The sequence below is a fragment of the Aquabacter sp. L1I39 genome (assembly GCF_017742835.1).
Lineage (GTDB): Bacteria > Pseudomonadota > Alphaproteobacteria > Rhizobiales > Xanthobacteraceae > L1I39.
Window position 1 is genome coordinate 2,230,254 of sequence record NZ_CP072392.1, and the last position, 19,791, is coordinate 2,250,044.

A 19,791-nucleotide genomic window follows, 5' to 3' on the forward strand; every position below is an offset into this window, starting at 1 on the left:
GGGCGGCAAGGCCCCGACCCGCCCCACCAAACATCCACCACCCGCTTCCAACAGGACCCGACACCCCTATGGCCGAGTTCCTGCAACTGGTGTTTTCCGGGCTAACGGTGGGCGCGGTCTATGCGCTCGTCGCCCTCGGCTTCACCCTCATCTACAACGCCTCGGACGTCATCAATTTCGCCCAGGGCGACTTCGTGATGATCGGCGGCATGGGCACCGTCTTCCTGGCGGCGACCGGCATCGCGCTGCCGCTGGCGGCCTTCATCGCCATTCTCGGCGCCGTGATCGTGGGGCTGCTGCTGCATCGCCTGGCCATCGAGCCGGCGCGCGGGGCCTCGCCCGTCGCCCTCATCATGATCACCATCGGCGCGTCCATCTTCATCAAGGGCGTGGCGCAGGTGGTGTTCGATAAGCAGTTCCACTCCCTGCCCGCCTTTTCCGGCGATGCGCCCATCGCGGTGGGTGGCGCCACCATCCTGCCCCAGAGCCTGTGGGTGGTGGGCACGGCGCTGGTGCTGTTCGTGGGGCTCTATCTGTTCCTGGAAAAGACGCTGATCGGCAAGGCGCTGCTCGCCACCGCCGCCAATCGGCTCGCCGCGCGCCTCGTGGGCATCAATATCACCATCATCCTGGCGCTCGCCTTCGGGGTGTCGGCCGCCATCGGCGCCATTGCCGGCGTGGTGGTGACGCCCATCACCCTGACCCGCTACGACGTGGGCACCCTCTTTGCCCTCAAGGGCTTTGCCGCCGCCATGGTGGGCGGCATGGGCCATCCGCTGGGCGCGGTGGTGGGTGGCTTGCTCATCGGCCTCCTGGAGGCGTTCGGCGCCGGCTACATCTCCTCCACCTACAAGGATGCGGTGGCCTTCCTCGTCATCCTGCTGGTGCTCTTCTTCATGCCGCGCGGCTTGTTCGGCGGCCGCAGCGTGGAGCGCGTGTGATGCTGGCCGCCGCGCTCAAAGCCCGTTTCTCGCCCCTCCTGGTGCTGGCCCTTATCATGGTGCTGGTGCCCCTCATCGCCCCCTCCTCCTTCTATCTGCGGGTGGCGGCCCTGGTGTGGATCTTCGCCCTCGCCGCCCTGGGCCTCACCATCCTCATGGGCTATGCCGGCCAAGTGAGCCTGGGCCATGCCGGCTTCCTCGGCATCGGCGCCTATGCGGTGGCCATCGGCCCGGCGCATCTGGGGCTCCATCCGCTTTTGTCCCTGGTGCTGGGGGCGGCACTGTCCGGCCTCATCGCCTTCCTGGTGGGCCGACCCATCCTGCGGCTGAAAGGCTATTATCTCGCCATCGCCACGCTCGGCTTCGGCGTTATCATCGCCCTCGTGCTCCACAGCGAGAGCGCGGTGACCGGCGGGCCGGACGGCATGTCTGTGGCACGCCTGACGCTGTTCGGCTGGCGCGTGTCGGGGGCGCAGAACTGGTATTGGATTTCCGCCGGTGCGCTTCTCATCGGTGCCTTCCTCGCCCTCAACATCGCCGCGAGCCCCACGGGACGGGCGCTGAAGGCGCTGCATGACAGCGAGGTGGCGGCGGCCGGCACGGGCGTGGACGTGGGCGCCAAGAAGCTCGTCGCCTTCGTCATCGGCGCCGTCTATGCCGCGTTCGCCGGCGGGCTGCTGGCGCTGATGAATGGCCTCATCACCCCCGATGCCGCCTCCTTCATGCACTCCATCGAGCTGGTGGCCATGGTCATCATCGGCGGCCTCGGCTCGGTGCTGGGCGCCGTGGTGGGCGCCGCCTTCCTGGTGGTGCTGCCGCAGGCCCTCACCGGCCTTCAGGAATATGAGCAGGCGGTGCTGGGCCTGCTCATCATGGTGTTCATGATCTTCCTGCCCGCGGGCATCGTGCCCACCATCCGCAACTGGCTGCTGGAGCGCGTGTCATGAGCCTGCTCGCAGTGGAGGATATCGGCATTTCCTTCGGCGGCCTGGTGGCGGTCGACAAGGTGGGCTTTCAGGTGGAGGCGGGCCAGGTCTTCTCCATCATCGGCCCCAACGGCGCCGGCAAGACCACGCTCTTCAACCTCGTGACCGGCATCTACAAGCCGAGCCGGGGCGAGGTGCGGCTCGGCGGCGCGCGCGTCACCGGCCTTGCACCGCATCTGCTGACGCGCCGGGGCATGTCGCGCACCTTCCAGAACCTCCAGGTCTTCTTCCGCATGAGCGCGGTGGAGAATGTGATGGTGGGCTGCCACCTGTCCGAGAAGACCGGCTTCCTGGCGGATCTCCTCGGCCTGCCCAGCGTCATGCGGCAGAACCGGGCGACCCGCGCCACCGCCCTCGCCCTGTTGGAGCGCGTGGGCCTGAAGGAGGTGGCGGATGTTTCCGCCGGCTCCCTGCCCTACGGCGCCCTGAAGCGGCTGGAGATCGCCCGGGCGCTGGCCGCCAATCCCAAGGTGCTGCTCCTCGACGAGCCCGCCGCCGGCTGCAATGCGGTGGAGACGGAAGCCATCGACGAACTCATCGGCGAGATCGCCAAGAGTGGCATCGGCGTGGTGCTCATCGAGCATGACATGAAGCTGGTGATGAAGATTTCCGACCGCGTGCTGGTGCTCGCCCAGGGCAAGCGCCTGGCGGAAGGCCCGCCGCGCGAGGTGCGCAACGACCCGGCGGTGATCGCCGCCTATCTCGGGGACCATGGATCGCGGGAGGCGGATCGTGCTCACGGTTGAAGGCCTGACCTCCGCCTATGGCCGCATCACGGTGCTGCATGACATCTGCCTGACGGTGAAGACAGGAGAGATCGTAGCGCTCGTGGGCTCAAACGGGGCCGGCAAGACCACGCTCCTGCGCACCCTGTCCGGCGTGCAGCCGGCCAGTGGCGGGCGCATCCTGTTCGAGGGCAAGCCCATCGAGCAGCTGGAGCCCCACGCCCGCGTGGCACTGGGCATTTCCCAGTCGCCGGAAGGGCGGCAGGTGTTCGGACCGCTCTCCGTGGAGGACAATCTGCGCCTCGGCGCCTTCCGCCGCCGCGCGCCGGACAAGGATACGCTGGCCCAGGTCTATGAGATGTTCCCCATTCTCCACGAGAAGCGGCACATCCCGGCCATGAGCCTGTCGGGCGGGCAGCAGCAGATGCTGGCCATCGGCCGCGCCCTCATGGCGGCCCCCAAGCTCCTGTTGCTGGACGAGCCCTCGCTGGGCCTCGCGCCGCTGCTGATCGACCAGATTCTGGCGGCGGTGGTGGCCTTGAAGGGGCAGGGCATCACCGTGCTGCTGGTGGAGCAGAACGCTTCCGCCGCGCTGGCCATCGCCGATCGCGGCTATGTGCTGGAAACCGGCCATGTGGTGCTGGAAGGCAAGGGCGCGGCCCTGCTGGATGATCCCAAGGTGCGCGCCGCCTATCTGGGCCTCTGAGCCCCCCGCCCTTCCCGTCCCGTTCGGCGGGGAGGGCATAGCCGAAGGTCCCTCTCCCCGAGATTGCGAAACAGGCGCACTATTCGTGCATCCGCCTATTGCTTAGGCAGTCTGGCGGCGCAGAACGACGTCAGGACTGCCCGCATTCTTGGCATGTGGGTTGCTTCTCCTGGGGTCATCCAAGGGAGAGCACCATGAGGCGCTTCGTTAAGGGTGTCGTTTGCGCAATCGGCCTGACGCTGGCTGCGCCGGCCTTCGCCGAAACCGACATCAAGTTCGCGTTGGACTGGAAGTTCGAGGGGCCGTCCGCCCCCTATTTCGTCGCCATCGACAAGGGTTTCTACAAGGCCGAGGGCCTGAACGTTACCATCGACAGCGGCCCCGGCTCGGTGGCCGGCATCGCCCGCGTGGCGGCGGGCACCTATCCGCTCGGCTTCTTCGACATCAACTCGCTGGTCAAGTTCCACGACCAGAACCCGGACAAGGGCGTCAAGGCCGTCATGATGGTCTATGACACGCCGCCCTTCGCCATCGTGACCCTGGCCAAGACCGGCATCACCAAGCCCAAGGACCTGGAAGGCAAGATCCTCGGCGCGCCCGCGCCCGATGGCGCCTATGCCCAGTGGAAGGCCTTCGTGAAGGAGAACGCCATCGACGCCAGCAAGGTGACGGTGGAGAATGTGGGCTTCCCCGTGCGCGAGCCCATGCTGGCCGACGGCAAGGTGGACGCCATCACCGGCTTCTCCTTCTCCTCCTATTTCAACCTGCTCCAGAAGGGCATCAAGCCCGAGGACGTGAAGGTCATGCTCATGGCCGATTACGGCCTTGTGCTCTACGGCAATGCGGTGATCGTCAACGAGGCCTTCGCCAAGGCCAATCCGGCCGCCGTGGCCGGCTTCGTGCGCGCCACCATCAAGGGCATCATCTACACCGTGGCCAATCCCGAGGATGCCATCAAGTCGGTGATGAAGCGCAATGAGACCGGCGACGAGAAGGTGGAGCTCGCCCGGCTCAAGATGGCCATCAAGGACAATATCGCCACCGAATGGGTGACGAAGAATGGCGTCGGCGGCATCGACCGGGACCGCATGAACAAGTCCATCGACCAGATCGCCGTCACCTATGACTTCAAGAACAAGCAGCCCGTGGCGGTGGACATCTTCACCGATGAATTCCTGCCCCCGGCCGCCGAACGCAAGCTGAAGTGAGGGCGGGGGCTGGCCAGGCCGGCCCCCTCTCTGGCCCTCCCCCCGCGGTTTCCGGAGGGCGAGAAGATGGCTTGCACAGGAACATGACCTGCACAGAACACTCCCTCTCCCGCTTGCGGGGGAGGGCTGGGGAGGGGGAAGGACGGGCGCGACCTCCCGAACTCCTCAAGCCGAGCCGCGACGAACCACTCTGCCTGAAAGGCTTGAGCCTTGATCCGCCTCCATGACGTAACCTTGTCCTATCGCGGCCGCACCGGCGATGTGACCGCGCTCTCCCACACCTCACTGCATGTGAAGAAAGGCGAGTTCGCCGCCGTGGTCGGCCCTTCCGGCTGCGGCAAGTCCACGTTGATGAAGCTGGTGACCGGCCTCATCCGCCCCACCAAGGGCAAGGTGGAGGTGGAGGGCCACGAGGTGACGGGCCCAGTGAAGGTGGCCGGCATGGCCTTCCAGCACGCCAACATGCTGCCCTGGCGCACCGTGCTGGACAATGTGATGCTGCCGCTGGAAATCGTCGAGCCCCACCGCAGCGCCTATCGCCGCGACAAGGCGGCCTACAAAACCCGCGCCCTGGACCTGCTCGGCGTGGTGGGCCTGCGCGAATTTGCCGATCGCTATCCCTGGGAAATGTCCGGCGGCATGCAGCAGCGCGCCTCGCTCTGCCGCTCCCTCATCCACGAGCCCGCGCTCCTGATGCTGGACGAGCCCTTCGCGGCCCTCGACGCCTTCACCCGCGAGGAATTGTGGTGCGTGCTCCGCGACCTCTGGCAGCGGCTCGGCTTCACCGTGATCCTGGTGACCCACGATCTGCGGGAGGCCGCCTTCCTGGCGGACACCATCCATGTGATGAGCGCCCGGCCCGGCCATATCGTGGAGAGCCGCGCGGTGGATTTCCCCCGCCCCCGCGCGCTCGACATCTGCTACGGGTCCGATTTCACCACCCTCGTCCATGACCTCCGCAACAAGATCGCCGAAGTGAGGCAGGCATGAAGATCACCAGCGAAGACCTCACGCCGGTCACCTTCACCGTCGCTTTGTTCGTGATCTGGGAGGCGGCCTGCTACCTGTTCAAGATCGACAGCTTCATCCTGCCGGCCCCCAGCGCCATCTTCGCCGCCATGGTGCAATATTGGTGGCCGCTGCTGAAGAACTCCTTCGTCACCTTGTGGACCACGGCCGCCGGCTTCCTGCTGGCGGTGGCCTTCGGCATCGCGCTGGGGCTGGTGGTGGGCTGGTCGCGGGCGATCTATCGCGGGCTTTATCCGGTGATGATCGGCTTCAACTCCATCCCCAAGGTGGCGGTTGTGCCCATTCTCATCATGTGGTTCGGCATCGGCGAGATCCCGGCCATCCTCACCGCCTTCCTGATCTCCTTCTTCCCCATCGTGGTGAACGTGGCCACCGGCCTTGCAACCACCGAGCCGGAGCTGGAGGACGTGCTCCGCGCGCTCGGCGCCAGCAAGCTCGACATCATGCGCAAGGTGGGCATCCCCCGCACCGGGCCCTATCTCTTCGGCGCGCTGAAGGTGGCCATCACGCTCGCCTTCGTGGGCGCGGTGGTGTCCGAGACCATCGGGGCCAATGCGGGGCTCGGCCACCTGATGGTCCAGGCCGGCTCCAACTTCCAGATGCCGCTGGTCTTCGCCGGGCTGATGATGCTCGCCATTGAGGGCATCCTCATGTACGCGGTCTTCGCGGTGCTGGAAAAGCGCATGGTCTCCTGGGCCTTCCGCTCCTCCATGAGCGCGGCGGCCTGAAGGCTCTCCTGCGCCACGCGCACTTCACCTTTGAACCGGGCGCCCGTCATCTTCGCGATGGGGCGCCCGCTTCATTTTGAGACGTGCCTGCTACCAGCCAAGCGCCATCCCATCCTTGCGCGGATCGGACCCGCCGATCAGCAGGCCCCGCCCGCGGTCGATGCGGATCGCCTGGGCACCGCCAATGGCCTGGTCGGCCGACGTGATCGTATGGCCACGCGCCGCAAGCCCGGCGCGCAGGTCGGCGCCGAACGTGTCCTCCACCTGGAGCACGCCGTCATGGGCGAAGCTGCGAGGGGCATCGGCGGCGGCCTGGGGATCGCGGCCAAGATCCAGCACCTGCATGAGAAGATGAGCGTGCCCCGCCGCCTGGTAATGCCCACCCATGACGCCGAACGGCATGAAGGGATGGCCGTCCCCGTCCAGCGCCATGCCGGGAATGATGGTGTGCAGCGGCCTCTTGCCCCCATCCATGCGGTTGGGATGCCCTTCGGCGAAGGTGAATCCCAGGCCGCGATTGTGCAGCATCACGCCGGTGGCCGGATCGAAGATGCCGGAGCCGAAGGCGTTGAACAGGGAATTGATGAAGGACACGCAGTTGAGGTCCCGGTCCACCACGCACAGATAGATGGTATCCGTGTGCGCCGTGCGGTCATGCGGCGGCGCGGTGCGGGCGGTCTCCATGGAAATGGCATCCGCCAGGGCCCGCGCATGGGCGGCCGAGAGCAGGCGCTCCACGGGCGCCGCCGCGAAGGCCGGATCCGCGCACCAGGTGTTGCGCTCCCAATAGGCAAGCTTGGTCGCCTCGGAGAAGAGGTGGATGCGATCCAGCTCCGAAAGCCCGGCGAGATCCTGCCCGCTGGCGGTGAGGATATTCAGCAGCATCAGGGCGGTGATGCCCTGCCCGTTGGGCGGGCATTCCAGCACGTCGATGCCGCGATAGCGGGTGCGGATGGGCGTGACCGCTTCGCCGTGATGGGCGGCGAAATCTTCTGCCGTATGAAGCCCGCCGGCCGCGCGCAGCGTGGCGGCGAGGCTCTCCGCGACCGCGCCCTCATAGAAGGCCGCCCGTCCATTGCGGGCGATGGCGGCCAGCGTCCCGGCCAAGGCGGGATTGGCAAAGCGCTCGCCTGCCTTAAGGGCACGCCCGTCCCGCAGGAACAGCGCCGCCGCCTCGGGCCGAGCCTTGGCGCGGGCCTCGAAATGGGCCCAGTCCCAGGCAACGCGGGGATGCACGATGCAGCCCTCGCGGGCGAGCGTGATGGCGGGGCCGAGCAGGCGATCCAGCGGCAGGCGGCCATGGCCGGAATGGAGCGCCATCCAGGCATCCACCGCGCCGGGCACGGTCACCGTATGGGCATCGGTGGGCTGAAGCGCGTTGATGCCGCGCTCGGCGAAATGGTCGGCCTTGGCGGCGGCCGGCGCGCGACCCGAGCCATTATAGGCGTTCACCGCGCCCGCTGCGTCCGCATGGATGAAGAAGGCATCGCCGCCAATGCCGGTCATCTGCGGTTCGGCGATGCACAGCACGGCTGCGGCGGCGAGCGCCGCATCGGCGGCGCTTCCCCCCTCCCGCAGCACCTCGATGGCGGCAAGGGTTGCCAGCGGATGGGAGGTGGCGACCATCGCCGTCTCCCCATAGGCCGCCGAGCGGCCGGGCCTTTGGAAATCTCGCACCGTTTCTCTCCCTGCGGATCGCGTCTTCGGGGCGATGCCGTGTTGCATGTTGAATCTGCCGCCTCAGACGGCGGAGGCACTCGTCTTGCGCTTGCGCTTGGGGGTATCGGCGGTCAACGCATCTATGACCGCCAGCGTGCGCGGCCCGGTGTCGGCGAGGCGTCGCATCACGTCCCGAAGGGCGCGGAAGTCCTGCGCCTCCAGCGGCTCGAACAGGGCGTCATTGGCGGGGCATTGAATATGGCTCAGCCCCCGCAGGCGCTTGCGTGCCTCATCGGTGATGGCCAGTACCACGCGGCGGCGGTCGTCGGGATTGACGGTCTTGGTGACGAGGTCCGCCGCCACCAGCTTGTTGACTTCGATGGTCACGAAGGCGCCGGACAAATGCAGATGCTCGGCCAGTTGGTTGACGCCCAGTTCCCCGTTGCTCTCGCTGAGGCGGGCGATGGAAATGAGCAGCGTGTATTGCGTGCCGGACAGGCCGATCTGCTGGCCGAGCCGATTGCGCACTTCCTGAATGGCCGACGAAAAGGCGAGCATGTCGTGCACCAGTTCGCGGAATTCGCGATCCGATCCGCCCACCAGGAGCGCCGGGCGGGACGCGGTGAGCGGCAGGGAGGTGCGGGCATCTGCCTCCGGCATGGGCGGCTCCATTCAAACGCGCGATTCCCCCCTCTTAAGAGGTGTCGGCGCTTGACGTCCATCCCTTTCGCAATTAGCTTTGCATCAAAGCTATTATAGACCTTCCGTGGAATCAGGCATCATGTCGCACGCCTCTTCGCACGCAGCACCAGGCCCCGCCCCGGCTGGGCCCGCCCCCACCAACGCGTTCGACCCGCGCGCCTTCCGGCAGGCGCTGGGTCACTTCGCTACCGGGGTCGCCATCGTCACCGCCCGCACCGCGCAAGGCGAGAGCGTGGGCATGACCATGAGTTCCTTCAACTCCGTCTCGCTCGACCCGCCCCTCGTCCTCTTTTCCGTGGCCAAGACCGCCTATTCGCTCGCCGCCATGCAGCAGGCCCGCGGCTTCGGCATCAACATTCTGGGCCAGGGCCAGCAGGATCTGTCCAACCGCTTCGCCCGCGCGCTGGACGACAAGTGGCAGGACGTGGACCACACGCCCGGCGCCCATGACGCGCCCCTCATCTCCGGCGCCATCGCCCATTTCGAGTGCGAGCCCTTCGCCCGGCACGATGGCGGCGACCACGAAATCTTCCTGGCCCGCGTGCTGCGCTTTTCCGCGCCGGGCCTTGGCGATCCGCTGATCTTCTTCCGCGGCCGCTATCACGCCCTCGCCTCCGGCCAGACGCCGGACTGCTGATTTTACAACAACATCGCTTCCAGAGGTCCCTGCCATGATCAAGACCGGCGCCCAGCACATCGCCTCCCTGAAAGACGGCCGCGAGATTTTCCTCGACGGCCAGCTGGTGGACGATTCCACCACCCACCCCGCCTTTGCCGGTGCCATCGCCTCCGTCGGCAAGATGTTCGATTTCCACAGCGCGCCGGAAAACCGCGAGCTGATGACGTTCGAGACCGACACCGGCACCCGCGCCAACCGCATCTGGCAGTTGCCCACCTCCTACGAGGAGATGAAGACCCGCCGCATGGCGCTGGAGGCCTGGACGGAGCTTCATGCCGGCTTCCTCGGCCGCGCCCCCGACCATGTGGCCTCGTGCATTTCCGGCATGTATATGGGCCTCGACAAGTTCGAGGCCTACGACCCGGCCCGCGCCAAGGCACTGGCGGATTATTACCGCTACGCCCGCGACAACGACCTTTATCTCACCTACGTCATCATCAACCCGCAGGCGGACCGTTCCAAGAGCGCGGCCGAGCAGCAGGACCCCTATCTGTCCGCCGCCATCGTGGACCGCGACGCGGAAGGCATCACGGTGCGCGGGGCCAAGATGCTGGCCACCGGCGGCATCATGGCCAATGAGGTGTTCGTCACCTGCATTCAGCCCTTGCCCCCCGGCGACGAGAAATATGCCCTGTCCTTCGCCATTCCCATGAATGCCAAGGGCCTGAAGATCCTGTCTCGCAAGTCCTACGAGGCCGGCGCGCCGTCGGTGTTCGACAATCCGCTGTCCTCCCGCTTCGACGAGAATGACGCGGTGCTCTATTTCGACGACGTGAAGGTGCCCTGGGACCGCATCTTCATCGTGGACAGCCGCGAGATGACGGGCGCCCAGTTCCACGCGACGCCCGCCCATGTCTACCAGAACTACCAGGCGCAGATCCGCCTCTCGGTGAAGATGCGCTTCCTGCTGGGCCTTGCCCGCCGCATCACGGAAGTGAACGGCACCACCAATTTCCCGCAGGTGCGCGAGACGCTGGGACAGCTGGCCGCCGAAGCCGGCATGGTGGACGCCTTCGTCGCCGCCATGGAGGCCAAGGGCACCCATTACGGCCCCTATTTCGTGCCCGACCGCCACACGCTTTATGCCGCGCAGACGCTCGCCCAGCAGGTCTATGGCAAGGTCATCACCACGCTCCGGGAACTGGCTGGCGGCGGCATGATCATGCTGCCCTCCTCCGTGCACGACTTTGAGAATCCCGAGCTGGCGCGCCTCATCGGCAAGACCCAGCAGTCGCCCGCCGCCTCGGCGGAGGAGAAGGTGAAGTTCTACAAGCTCGCCTGGGATGCGGTCGGCTCGGAATTTGCCTCCCGCCACACCCAGTACGAGATGTTCTATGCAGGCGCGAGCTTCGTGGTGAAGGGCCACTCCTTCCGCACCTATGACTGGGCCCGCGCCGACGGCCTGCTCAACCGCATGCTCTCGGGCTACGAGCTCTCCGACGAGGTCAAGGTCCCGGTCGCCCGCGCCGCCGAATAATCCCTCACCCCTTCCAGACGAGGAAAGACGCCGAAATGGCCATCAACAAAGTGCATGACGAATTCTATACCCTCGACCTGACCACCGGATGGGAAGTGCCCCCCGGCTATCCGTCGGGCATTCAGCAGAAGATCCTGTCCGGCGCGCTGGACGAGAAAAACAAGAGTGGCTCGCGCACGCGCCTGTTGCGCTTCGATCCCGGCGTCTACACCACCAAGCCCTTTGTGCATGACTATTGGGAAGAGGTGTTCCTGGTCACTGGCGACCTCACCGTGGGCAATGACGACAAAGGCGAGGGCGGCCAGTCCTTCGCGCCCTTCACCTATGCGGTGCGCCCGCCGGGGGCCTTCCACGGCCCGTTCAAGTCCGATAAGGGCTGCATGCTGCTCGAGATTCACTATTTCGATCCGGCCTGAAGTCCCAACCTTGAACCCGCGCCCCAACCGGGCGCGGGGCCATGACGGCGGTCCCATGCCCACCTCTCCCCAGCCGACCCTCGCCTCCCTCGCCGAAGACCTCGCCTCCGGACGCACGCGCTCCGTCGATCTGGTCGAAGCCTGCCTCGCCCGCATCGAAGACGCCGATGGCGAAGGCGCCCGCGCTTTCTCGCTGGTGGATCGCGCCGGCGCGCTGAAGGCGGCCGAGGGGTTCGACGCGCTGCGGGCGGCAGGGGCCGCGCCCTCCCCGTTCGCCGGCATCCCCATCGGCATCAAGGACCTGTTCGACGTGGCCGGCCAGGTGACCACCGCCGGCTCCAAGGTGCTGGCCGATGCCCCGCCCGCCCCGCGCGATGCCCCCTCCGTGGCGCGGCTGCGCAAGGCCGGGTTCGTCTTCATCGGCCGCAACACCATGACCGAGTTCGCCTATTCCGGGCTCGGCCTCAATCCGCATTACGGCTCCCCCCGCGCGCCTTATGACCGGGCCACCGGCCGCATTTCCGGCGGCTCCACCTCGGGCGGCGCGGTGGCGGTGGCCGATGGCATGGCCCATGCCGCGCTCGGCACAGATACCGGCGGCTCGGCCCGCATCCCCGCCGCCTTCTGCGGCATTGTCGGCTTCAAGCCCACCGCGCGCCGGGTGCCTCTGGATGGCGCCTTCCCGCTCTCCTCTTCGCTGGATTCCATCGGCCCCATGGCGCGCTCGGTGGCCTGCTGCGCCGCGCTGGACGCCATCCTGGCGGGCGAGGAACCGACGCTGCTCACCGCCCGCCCGCTCGCCGGCCTGCGGCTGCTGATCCCCGCCACGGTGGCGCTGGACGAACTGGACAGCACGGTCGCCTCCGCCTTCGAGGCGACCATCGCCCGGCTCTCCCAGGCGGGCGCCCGCGTCACCTCCGCCCCGTTCCCGGAATTTGGCGAGGTGGCCGGCATCAATGCCAAGGGCGGCTTCACGGCGGCGGAGAGCTATGCCGTCCACCGTGCCCTGCTGGCGGAGAAGGCCGAGGGCTATGACCCGCGCGTGTCCGTGCGCATCAAGCGCGGCGCCGACCAGTCGGCGGCAGATTATCTCGACATCCTCGCCGCCCGCCGCGCCCTCATCAAGCGCGCCACCGCGCGCCTTGCGCCCTATGACGCGCTGGTGCTGCCCACCACACCCGTCATCCCGCCCCGCGTGGCGGACCTGGAAGGGGACGATGCGGCCTATGGCAAGGCGAACCTGCTGATCCTGCGCAACCCCACCCTCATCAACATGATCGACGGCTGCGCCATTTCCCTGCCCGTGGCGGGCGAAGGGGGCGCGCCGACGGGGCTGATGCTGGCGGGCCCGGCGGAGAGCGATGCGCGCATCTTCGCCATCGCGGCGGGGATCGAGGCGGTGCTGAAGGGCTGACGACGAGGCCGCGCCCTCGGGCGCGGCACGCCTTAGAGCTGGCGCTTCAGATTGTCGGCGAAGGACTGGATGTGGGCGCGCACGGCCTGCTCGGCCGCGTCCGCATCGCGCGAATGGAGGGCGGCGACGATGGCGCCGTGCTCGTCCACCACGCGGCGGTGATGCTCCCGGTCGCGCAGCGAGACGAACCAGACCCGCTGCGCCCGCTCATGCAGATTGCGCAGGATCTCGCCCAGCACCGGATTGCCGGCGGCAGCCGAAATGGTGCCGTGAAACTCGCGGTCGAGCGCCATCAGGGTGGGCACGTCGCGCTCGGCGGCGGCCTCGACACCGCGCGCCACATTGGCGGCGAGGGCCGCCAGCGTCTGCGGCTCCGCCCGCTCAGCGGCGAGGCGGGCGCAGAAGCCTTCATTGAGGAGGCGCACCTCCACCATGTCGCGCACCTCGTCCTGCGAGATGGGCCGCACGATGATGCCCTTGCGGGGCAGCACCTCCACGAGGCCGTCCCGCATCAGCCGGTCGAAAGCCTGGCGCACGGGGGTGCGCCCCAGCCCCAAGGCGGAGGACACCACCGCCTCGCTCAGGGCCTCCCCCGGCCGCCAGGCGCACATGATGATGCGCTGCTTGATCAGCTCATAGGCCTCCTCGCGCAGCGAACGGGGCGCGGCCGGCTCGGCGGCAGGGGCCAGCCCGTCCTGATCCGGCGGCATACGCCCCTCCATCGCCGCGCCTCAGCCGCGGACCGGCAGCAGGGCCACGTCATAGCCGTGGCGGATGATGCGGCCGAGGACCGGGTCCTCCAGCTCGAATTCGAACCGCTCGGCGGGCCGGATGCCGCCATGGGCCGCCAGCGTGCCGCAGAACATGGCGTAGCTGTCCGTGAGGGTGCCGTCATAGCCCTCCAGGATTTCCAGCGGCGGCAGCATGGCCGCCACGGAGCCCTCCTGATAGAGCTCGCGCGTGCCGCCGTTCACCGCATAGGAGCGCAGCACCAGCTTGTCCCAATGGGGCAGCACGTCGTCCAGCAGCCATAGGTCGGGCGCCACCGGCTTGTCGCACATCTGCTTGGAGACGGTGATGTTGTAGGTCTCCACCTTACGATCGGTATGGTCGGAGCCCACGCCCAGATAGCGCTTGCCCATGGCCTGGAGGATCATGAACTCGGCCTCGCCGGAGGAGTCCGGGCCGGTGCACTCAATCACGTCAGCGGTGGTCAGGCGTGCGGCGGCGACGCGGTAATAGATGGGCGTGGAAGCGGGCCGGGGCACGCCCAGCTCTTCCAGCTCCTTGATGTGCTTTTCGAGCGCGACCTTATCCCGGCCCGTCCAGCCCGCAATGATGGCGGTGCGGACGAGCAAGGTGTCCTCCGAGCTGACCCCGTCGGCATGAATGGTGAAGGTGAGGGCGGTACCAGTCATCAGCCAGCTCCTTGACGCCAGCTTCCTGGCGGCGGCTTTCGTTTTGGGAAAGCCCGGACGGAGTCCGTCCGGGCGAAAGGCAGAGCCGGCGCCCCGTGTCAGGGCAGGCCGAGGCGCCGGCTCGACGCGCAGGCCCTCAGTTGGGCATGCGCGTATCGAGCAGGGTCCACTTGCCGTCCTTGACCTCCAGCACATAGACCGGCTTCACGGCATCGCCGTCGGTGAAGGAGATGGAGCCTTCCAGTGCCTGGTAGTCCTTCAGCTTGGCCAGCTGATCGCGGATGGCGGTGCGCTCTTCGGCGAGCTTGGCCTTGTCGCCGGTGACGCCGGCGCGCTTCATGGCCTCGGAATAGAGGTAGACGATGTCATAGACCGAGGCGTCCATCTGGTTTGGCTCGGTGCGGTTGAGGCCTGCGGCCTTGGTGCGCTTGCCGAATTCCTCGGTGAAGGCCTTGGTGGTGGCGTTCACTTCAGGGAAGAAGGTGGTGCCGATGGTCAGCTTGTCGCCGGCGCCGTCCATACGCTTGGGCAGCTCGGGATCGGCGATGGTGGTGCCGCCGATGAGACGGGTGGAAACGCCCTGGCGCTTCAGCTCCTTGGCGAGGTTGATGGCGCCTTCAGGCGGCGAGCCGAGGCCCACCACGTCGGGCGCGATCTGCTTGAGCTGGGCCACCTGGGGCGACAGGTCGAAGGCGGCGAGCTGGAAATCCACGGAGCCCTTCAGCGGGATGCCGTACTTCTCGAACAGCTTGGGGATCACGACAGTGCCGATGGACTTGGACACCACGTCGTCGGTGGCATAGGCGGCCGCGCCCGTGGCGGTCGGCAGCTTCTTGTCCTTCAGCGAGCCCAGCACCTGGTCGATGACCTTGCCTTCGTCCGTGGTGTTGCGGAAGCCGTAGGTGAAGCCCTTGGTGAGGCCCGGGGCCGAGGAGGCCATGGACATCTGGGCGATGCCCTCGCGCTCGCCCACCGGGAAGGTGGTGCGCACCTCGGAAGAGGAGAAGGGACCGATGACGGCGAGGGCCGCATCATCCTGCGCGAAGCGGCGCAGCGCGGTGGTGGCCTGCTTGGGATCGCCGGCGGTGTCGAACTTCACCACCTTGATCTTCTTGCCGTTGATGCCGCCCTTCTTGTTGATCTCCTCGACCGCCATGTCGACCGCCACCTCATTGGTGTTGGCCAGACTCACATAAGGGCCGCTCTTGGCCATCATGTAGCCGAGGACGAGCTCGCCATCGGCCCGCGCGGCGCCGGTGGAAACGAGCGCCGCCAGCATGGTGGCGCCCAGCAGAACCGATGTCTTCATGGTGCAACTCCTCTCTGGATTATTGAGCGGGGGCAGCGCTGCCCTCGCCGAGATAGGCTTCCTGGAGACGGGGATCGGCGGCGAGCACCTTGGGCTCGCCGGCCATCATGACCCGGCCAAGCTCAAGCACGGTGGCCTGGTGGGCGACCGAGAGCGCCTTGCCCGTATTCTGCTCCACCAGCAGCACGGAGAGGCCCTCCCCGTTCAGTTCGCGGATCAGCTCGAACAGCTTGGAGACAAAGAGCGGCGAGAGGCCCAAGGACGGCTCGTCCAGCATCATCAGGCGCGGACGGGACATCATGGCCCGGCCGATGGCCAGCATCTGCTGCTCGCCACCCGACAGGCACGAGGCCAGCATGTGCCGCCGCTCGGCGAGATTGGGGAAGCGCCCATAGATGGCGTCCATCTCCCGCTTCATGGCCGCCGTATCGGTGCGCATATGGGCGCCGAGCAGCAGGTTTTCCTCCACCGAAAGCGTGATGAGGATGCGCCGGCCCTCCGGCACCAGGACGAGGCCGCGGGCGATGCGCTTGTGGGCCGCCTCGCCGCTGATCTCCTCGCCGTCAAAGGCGATGCCGCCGCCCTTGACGGGCACGGCGCCGAGAATGGCCTTCAGGAGCGTGCTCTTGCCGGCGCCATTGGCGCCGAGCACGGTGACCACCTCGCCCTCCCCCACCTTCAGCGAGACATCTGATAGCGCGGTGACGCGGCCATATTGTACGGTGAGGCCGGAGACCTGGAGCAGAGCCATGGGTCAGTCCTCCGCGCCGATATAGGCTTCGCGCACCTTGGGATCGCGGCGCACTTCAGAGAGCGGCCCCTCGGCGATCTTCTCGCCGAAATTCAGCACCACCACCTTCTCGCAGATGCTGTCCACGAAGTGCATGTCGTGCTCCACCACCAGCATGGTGAGGCCCTTGTCCATGAGCGCGCGCAGATGGTCGCGCAGCGCGTTGGTCTCGCTGGGATTGAGGCCGGCGGCGGGCTCGTCCAGCATCAGGACATTGGCGCCGGCCAGCGTCGCCCGCACCAGGTCGATGCGCTTGCGCACGCCATAAGGCAGCGCGCTCACCATCTCGTCGGCATAGCGCTCCAACCCGTTCTCGGCGAGGGCGGCCCGCGCCTCCCGCTTCCAGCGATGATTGGGAATGAGGCGATAGGGAGTCAGCAGCGCGCCGAGCGAGGAGGCCCGCACATGCTGTCCCACCAGCAGGTTTTCCAGCACCGACAGATGGTTCATCAGCCGGATGTTCTGGAACGAACGGGCAATGCCGGTGCCGATGCGCTTGCGGGACGCCATGTGGGTGACATCGACGCCATTGACCTTGACCGTCCCGGCATCGACGCCATAGACGCCGCTGACCAGGTTGAACACCGTGGTCTTGCCCGCCCCGTTGGGTCCGATGAGGGCGGTGGTGCGGCCCTTGGGCACCTCGAAGGACAGGTCGCGGATGGCCCGCACGCCGGCAAACGACTTGCACAGGCCGGAGATGGACAGAGCCGAAGTCATCGCGTCACCTCCGGCGCGCGGCGGCGGAACAGGCGGAAGAGCGAGGTGGTGACCAGCCCCTGCGGCCGCACCGCCATGAACAGGATGATGAAGATGGCGAACAGGGCGTAGCGCCACTGGTCGGACGCCCGCAGCAGCTCTGGCACAAGCGTGAAGAAGGCCGCGCCCACCAGCGGGCCCCAGACCGTCTGGGTGCCGCCGAACAGCACGTAGAGAACGGTGAAGACGGAGAGCAGGACGTTGAAGTGCTGGGCTTCGACGAAATTGTAGTGGTGGGCATAAAAGGCGCCGCCAAAGCCCGCCACCGCCGCGCCCAGCGCAAACGCCGCCACCTGGATGCCCCGCACGGACACGCCCAGCAGGTCCGCCACCGTCGGGTCGCTCTTCACCGCCGTGAGATAGAGCGCGAAGCGGGTGCGGGAGACGAGGAGCATGAGCAGCACCACGCCGCCGGCCGCCGCATAGACCGCATAAGGTCCGGCATAGTCTGTGACCGGATAGCCGGCCGCCCCACCCACCACTTCCAGATTGAGGAAGACGGCGGCAATCACCTGCCCCAGCGCGAAGGTGGCCATGGCCAAATAGATGCCGTGGGTGCGCAGCACGGGAATGCCGATGAGGATGCCCATGAGCCCCGCCAGCGCCGAGCCCACCGGGATGGCCGCCCACATGGGCCAGGCATATTCGTTGGTCAGGAAGGCCGAGGCATAGGCGCCGATGGCCATGAAGCCGGCAATGCCCAGGTTCAATTGCCCCGCCGCCAGCGGCAGATAGACCGCATAGGCCGCCATCACATTGAAGGCGAGGACGACGAGGACGCCCGTCAGATAGCCACTCATCACAGCTTCTCCCGGCTGGCGGGGCGCCCGAGGAGACCTTGGGGCCGCAGGATGAGGATGAGGAGCAGGAGCCCATAGACCGTGATGTTGACCACGTCGGCCCCGATGAAGGAGATGGACAGCACTTCGGCAAGGCCGATGAGCAGGCCGCCCAGCACCGCGCCCCAGATGGAGCCCATGCCGCCCACAATCATGGCCGCCACGCCCTTGAAGCCGACGCCCTCCCCCATGAAGGGCGAGACCTGCTGGTAATTGACCGCGAACAGGATGCCCGCGAGCGCGGTGAGCAGCGCGCTGGCGACGAAGAGTTGCGGCACCAGGCGGGAAATGTTGATGCCCATGAGCAGGGCCGTGTCCCGGCTCTCCGCCACCGTGCGGATGCGCCGGCCCATATTGGTGGAGCGCAGGAACCAGGAGAGCCAAGCCACCAGCGCCACCGAAATGGCCAATGAAATCAACTGCGCAATACCGATCACAAGGCCGCCCATGCGCAGATTGAGGTCGGGCAGGAGGCTGGGGAAGGCCTGTTGGTCCGAGCCATACTGGATCAGCATGAGGTTCTCGAGCAGCACCAGGAAGCCCAGCGATGAGACCAGCGGTACCTCCGGGTCCCCACCCTGCATGGGCCGGTAGGCGAGACGCTCCACCAGCAGAGAAACCACGGCCGCGACGAACAGGGCGGCGGCAAAGGCCAGGAACCAGGGCCAGCCGATTTTCATCATGCCGAAGGCCAGCATGCCGCCAAGCATGAACAGGCCCGGCAACGAGAAGTTGAGAAAGTTCAGCACCCCGATGGCGAGGGTGAAGGCCACCGCCACCAGCATATAGATGGCGCCGAGCATCAGGCCGTTGACGATCTGCTGGGCGAGCATGACGCAGGCGTGTCCTTGATGATCGAGACAGGCCCCGGCTAGTCCGGACGGAGCGCACCCCAGAGGCGCTATCCCTCCGTCCAGCCGAGGAATTAGATAACATACAAAGCTAATTCAGAGCCGACTTCAAGCTGAAATTTCAGGCGGATTTCAGACGGATTACAGGCTGGGGGAAAGGCTGCCTTTCCCTTGGAAAAGAACGCATTTTCGCGTCCGTGCGGGGCGTGCGCAGATCGCATCGCGGCGGCAAGACCGCGCCGAGTGTGCCCGCCTTTTCAGCAGAAAAGCAGTCGCGTCGCCCGTTTCAGGCGATCAGCGCAGCGGGAAACCCAGCCTGCCGAGCACTTCGCGCAGGCGGTCCCGCCCCGTGAGGGCCGCTGCATCGGACACGCGCTTTAGGGCCACGCTGGACCACCCCACCTGGCGCAAGCCTTCGCCTTCCTGGAATGTGGTCATGGCCGCGTCATAGGCCTCCACCGCCGGCGCAGAGAGGCTGGCATCATAGCGCTCCTCGTGGAGCACGAGGGCCTGGGGTAGCCGTGGCTTCACATGGGCGGGGCGCGCAGGATCTGGCTGGCCGACGCACATGCCGAACACAGCCACCACCCGCGGCGGCAGGCCGAGAAGGCGTGCCACTTCTTCGGGATTGTTCCGCAAGCCGCCTATATAGACGATGCCGAGGCCCAGCGATTCCAGCGCCACGGCGGCATTCTGCGCCGCCAGCGTTGCGTCGATGGCACCCACCAGGAACATTTCCAGGAAGTCCAGGCCTTGCACCGCCGCATCTGCGCGTTCGCCGAGTTCTGCGAGTCGGGCGAGATCAGCCAGCCAAACCAGCAGGACGGGCGCCTCCAGCATATGCCGCTGACCGCCCGCCGCCGCGGCGAGGGCGGCCTTGGTGGCGGGATCTCGCACCGCGACCACGCTCCACACCTGAAGGTTGGACGAAGTAGACGCGCTCTGCGCCGCCGCCACCGCCGCTTCGAGCGCACCGGCCGGCAGAGGCGCGGGCGTGAAGGCGCGCACGGAGCGGTGGGTCAGGAGGGCGTCGATGATGGGATTGGACAGGAGTGTGTCGGGAACCGACTGGGTGCCGTATCGAGCGGCCACGCGCGATGCGCTGTCACCGCCCTCGTGGGAGACGAGGGTGTGCTGAACCTGCACCATTTCATT

Annotated in this window: 21 protein-coding genes; 11 read left to right on the forward strand and 10 right to left on the reverse strand. The window is 67.1% G+C overall.

The features are described 5' to 3' along the window. Positions 1–68 precede the first annotated feature (68 nt). From J5J86_RS09710 to J5J86_RS09740, 7 genes are all read left to right on the forward strand, one after another. A complete protein-coding gene (locus tag J5J86_RS09710; protein WP_209104673.1) occupies positions 69–941 on the forward strand; it encodes a branched-chain amino acid ABC transporter permease in 873 nt (290 codons plus the stop codon). Beyond that, complete coding sequence (locus tag J5J86_RS09715; RefSeq protein WP_209104674.1) at positions 941–1,888, forward strand: branched-chain amino acid ABC transporter permease; 948 nt, start codon at positions 941–943, stop codon at positions 1,886–1,888. The genes J5J86_RS09710 and J5J86_RS09715 overlap by 1 nt, the downstream gene beginning before the upstream one ends. Next, positions 1,885–2,673, forward strand: a complete 789-nt coding sequence (locus J5J86_RS09720; protein ID WP_209104675.1) for an ABC transporter ATP-binding protein — start codon at positions 1,885–1,887, stop codon at positions 2,671–2,673. The genes J5J86_RS09715 and J5J86_RS09720 overlap by 4 nt, the downstream gene beginning before the upstream one ends. Then, positions 2,660–3,358 carry an ABC transporter ATP-binding protein gene (locus tag J5J86_RS09725; protein ID WP_209104676.1) on the forward strand — a complete coding sequence of 233 codons (699 nt, stop codon included), beginning with the start codon at positions 2,660–2,662 and terminating at the stop codon, positions 3,356–3,358. Before J5J86_RS09720 ends, J5J86_RS09725 begins: the two co-directional genes overlap by 14 nt. A gap of 194 nt (positions 3,359–3,552) precedes the next feature. Further along, positions 3,553–4,566 carry an ABC transporter substrate-binding protein gene (locus J5J86_RS09730; protein WP_209104677.1) on the forward strand — a complete coding sequence of 338 codons (1,014 nt, stop codon included), beginning with the start codon at positions 3,553–3,555 and terminating at the stop codon, positions 4,564–4,566. 213 nt (positions 4,567–4,779) lie between these two features. Beyond that, the gene (locus tag J5J86_RS09735) at positions 4,780–5,556 is read left to right on the forward strand and encodes an ABC transporter ATP-binding protein (protein ID WP_446698684.1); all 777 of its coding nucleotides are present in this window, start codon (positions 4,780–4,782) and stop codon (positions 5,554–5,556) included. After that, positions 5,553–6,323, forward strand: a complete 771-nt coding sequence (locus J5J86_RS09740) for an ABC transporter permease (RefSeq protein ID WP_209104679.1) — start codon at positions 5,553–5,555, stop codon at positions 6,321–6,323. Before J5J86_RS09735 ends, J5J86_RS09740 begins: the two co-directional genes overlap by 4 nt. Positions 6,324–6,413: 90 nt before the next feature. Here the strand turns inward: J5J86_RS09740 and ggt are convergent, their stop codons facing one another. After that, a complete protein-coding gene (gene ggt / locus J5J86_RS09745) occupies positions 6,414–7,949 on the reverse strand; it encodes a gamma-glutamyltransferase (protein ID WP_247658289.1) in 1,536 nt (511 codons plus the stop codon). Positions 7,950–8,063: 114 nt separating this feature from the next. Next, a complete protein-coding gene (locus tag J5J86_RS09750) occupies positions 8,064–8,642 on the reverse strand; it encodes a MarR family winged helix-turn-helix transcriptional regulator (RefSeq protein ID WP_209104681.1) in 579 nt (192 codons plus the stop codon). Positions 8,643–8,763: 121 nt separating this feature from the next. On the opposite strand from J5J86_RS09750, the gene J5J86_RS09755 reads away from it, so the two are divergent. The 4 genes from J5J86_RS09755 to J5J86_RS09770 are packed head-to-tail and all read left to right on the forward strand — an operon-like array spanning position 8,764 to position 12,670. Next, complete coding sequence (locus J5J86_RS09755) at positions 8,764–9,321, forward strand: flavin reductase family protein (protein WP_209104682.1); 558 nt, start codon at positions 8,764–8,766, stop codon at positions 9,319–9,321. Between the two features lie 34 nt (positions 9,322–9,355). Beyond that, positions 9,356–10,840, forward strand: a complete 1,485-nt coding sequence (locus J5J86_RS09760) for a 4-hydroxyphenylacetate 3-hydroxylase family protein (protein WP_209104683.1) — start codon at positions 9,356–9,358, stop codon at positions 10,838–10,840. 35 nt (positions 10,841–10,875) lie between these two features. Next, a complete protein-coding gene (locus J5J86_RS09765; RefSeq protein WP_209104684.1) occupies positions 10,876–11,256 on the forward strand; it encodes a cupin domain-containing protein in 381 nt (126 codons plus the stop codon). Between the two features lie 55 nt (positions 11,257–11,311). Then, positions 11,312–12,670 (forward strand): amidase, encoded by a 1,359-nt coding sequence (locus tag J5J86_RS09770; protein WP_209104685.1) that lies wholly within the window; start codon positions 11,312–11,314, stop codon positions 12,668–12,670. Between the two features lie 32 nt (positions 12,671–12,702). On the opposite strand, the gene J5J86_RS09775 is transcribed toward J5J86_RS09770, so the two are convergent. The 8 genes from J5J86_RS09775 to J5J86_RS09810 form a co-directional block, all read right to left on the reverse strand. Continuing rightward, complete coding sequence (locus tag J5J86_RS09775) at positions 12,703–13,380, reverse strand: GntR family transcriptional regulator (protein WP_209104686.1); 678 nt, start codon at positions 13,378–13,380, stop codon at positions 12,703–12,705. A 21-nt stretch (positions 13,381–13,401) separates the two neighbouring features. Continuing rightward, a complete protein-coding gene (locus tag J5J86_RS09780) occupies positions 13,402–14,088 on the reverse strand; it encodes a DUF2848 domain-containing protein (RefSeq protein WP_209104687.1) in 687 nt (228 codons plus the stop codon). Between the two features lie 136 nt (positions 14,089–14,224). Then, positions 14,225–15,397, reverse strand: a complete 1,173-nt coding sequence (locus J5J86_RS09785; RefSeq protein ID WP_209104688.1) for an ABC transporter substrate-binding protein — start codon at positions 15,395–15,397, stop codon at positions 14,225–14,227. A 19-nt stretch (positions 15,398–15,416) separates the two neighbouring features. Further along, positions 15,417–16,142, reverse strand: a complete 726-nt coding sequence (locus tag J5J86_RS09790) for an ABC transporter ATP-binding protein (protein ID WP_446698685.1) — start codon at positions 16,140–16,142, stop codon at positions 15,417–15,419. Between the two features lie 9 nt (positions 16,143–16,151). Then, a complete protein-coding gene (locus J5J86_RS09795) occupies positions 16,152–16,907 on the reverse strand; it encodes an ABC transporter ATP-binding protein (RefSeq protein ID WP_209104690.1) in 756 nt (251 codons plus the stop codon). Then, entirely contained in the window at positions 16,904–17,746 is an 843-nt protein-coding gene (locus J5J86_RS09800; protein ID WP_209104691.1) for a branched-chain amino acid ABC transporter permease, read from the reverse strand. The genes J5J86_RS09795 and J5J86_RS09800 overlap by 4 nt, the downstream gene beginning before the upstream one ends. Next, positions 17,746–18,618, reverse strand: coding sequence for a branched-chain amino acid ABC transporter permease (locus tag J5J86_RS09805; protein WP_209104692.1), 873 nt, complete (start codon positions 18,616–18,618; stop codon positions 17,746–17,748). The genes J5J86_RS09800 and J5J86_RS09805 overlap by 1 nt, the downstream gene beginning before the upstream one ends. A gap of 312 nt (positions 18,619–18,930) precedes the next feature. Beyond that, positions 18,931–19,785 carry an NADPH-dependent oxidoreductase gene (locus J5J86_RS09810; protein ID WP_209104693.1) on the reverse strand — a complete coding sequence of 285 codons (855 nt, stop codon included), beginning with the start codon at positions 19,783–19,785 and terminating at the stop codon, positions 18,931–18,933. Positions 19,786–19,791: the final 6 nt, after the last annotated feature.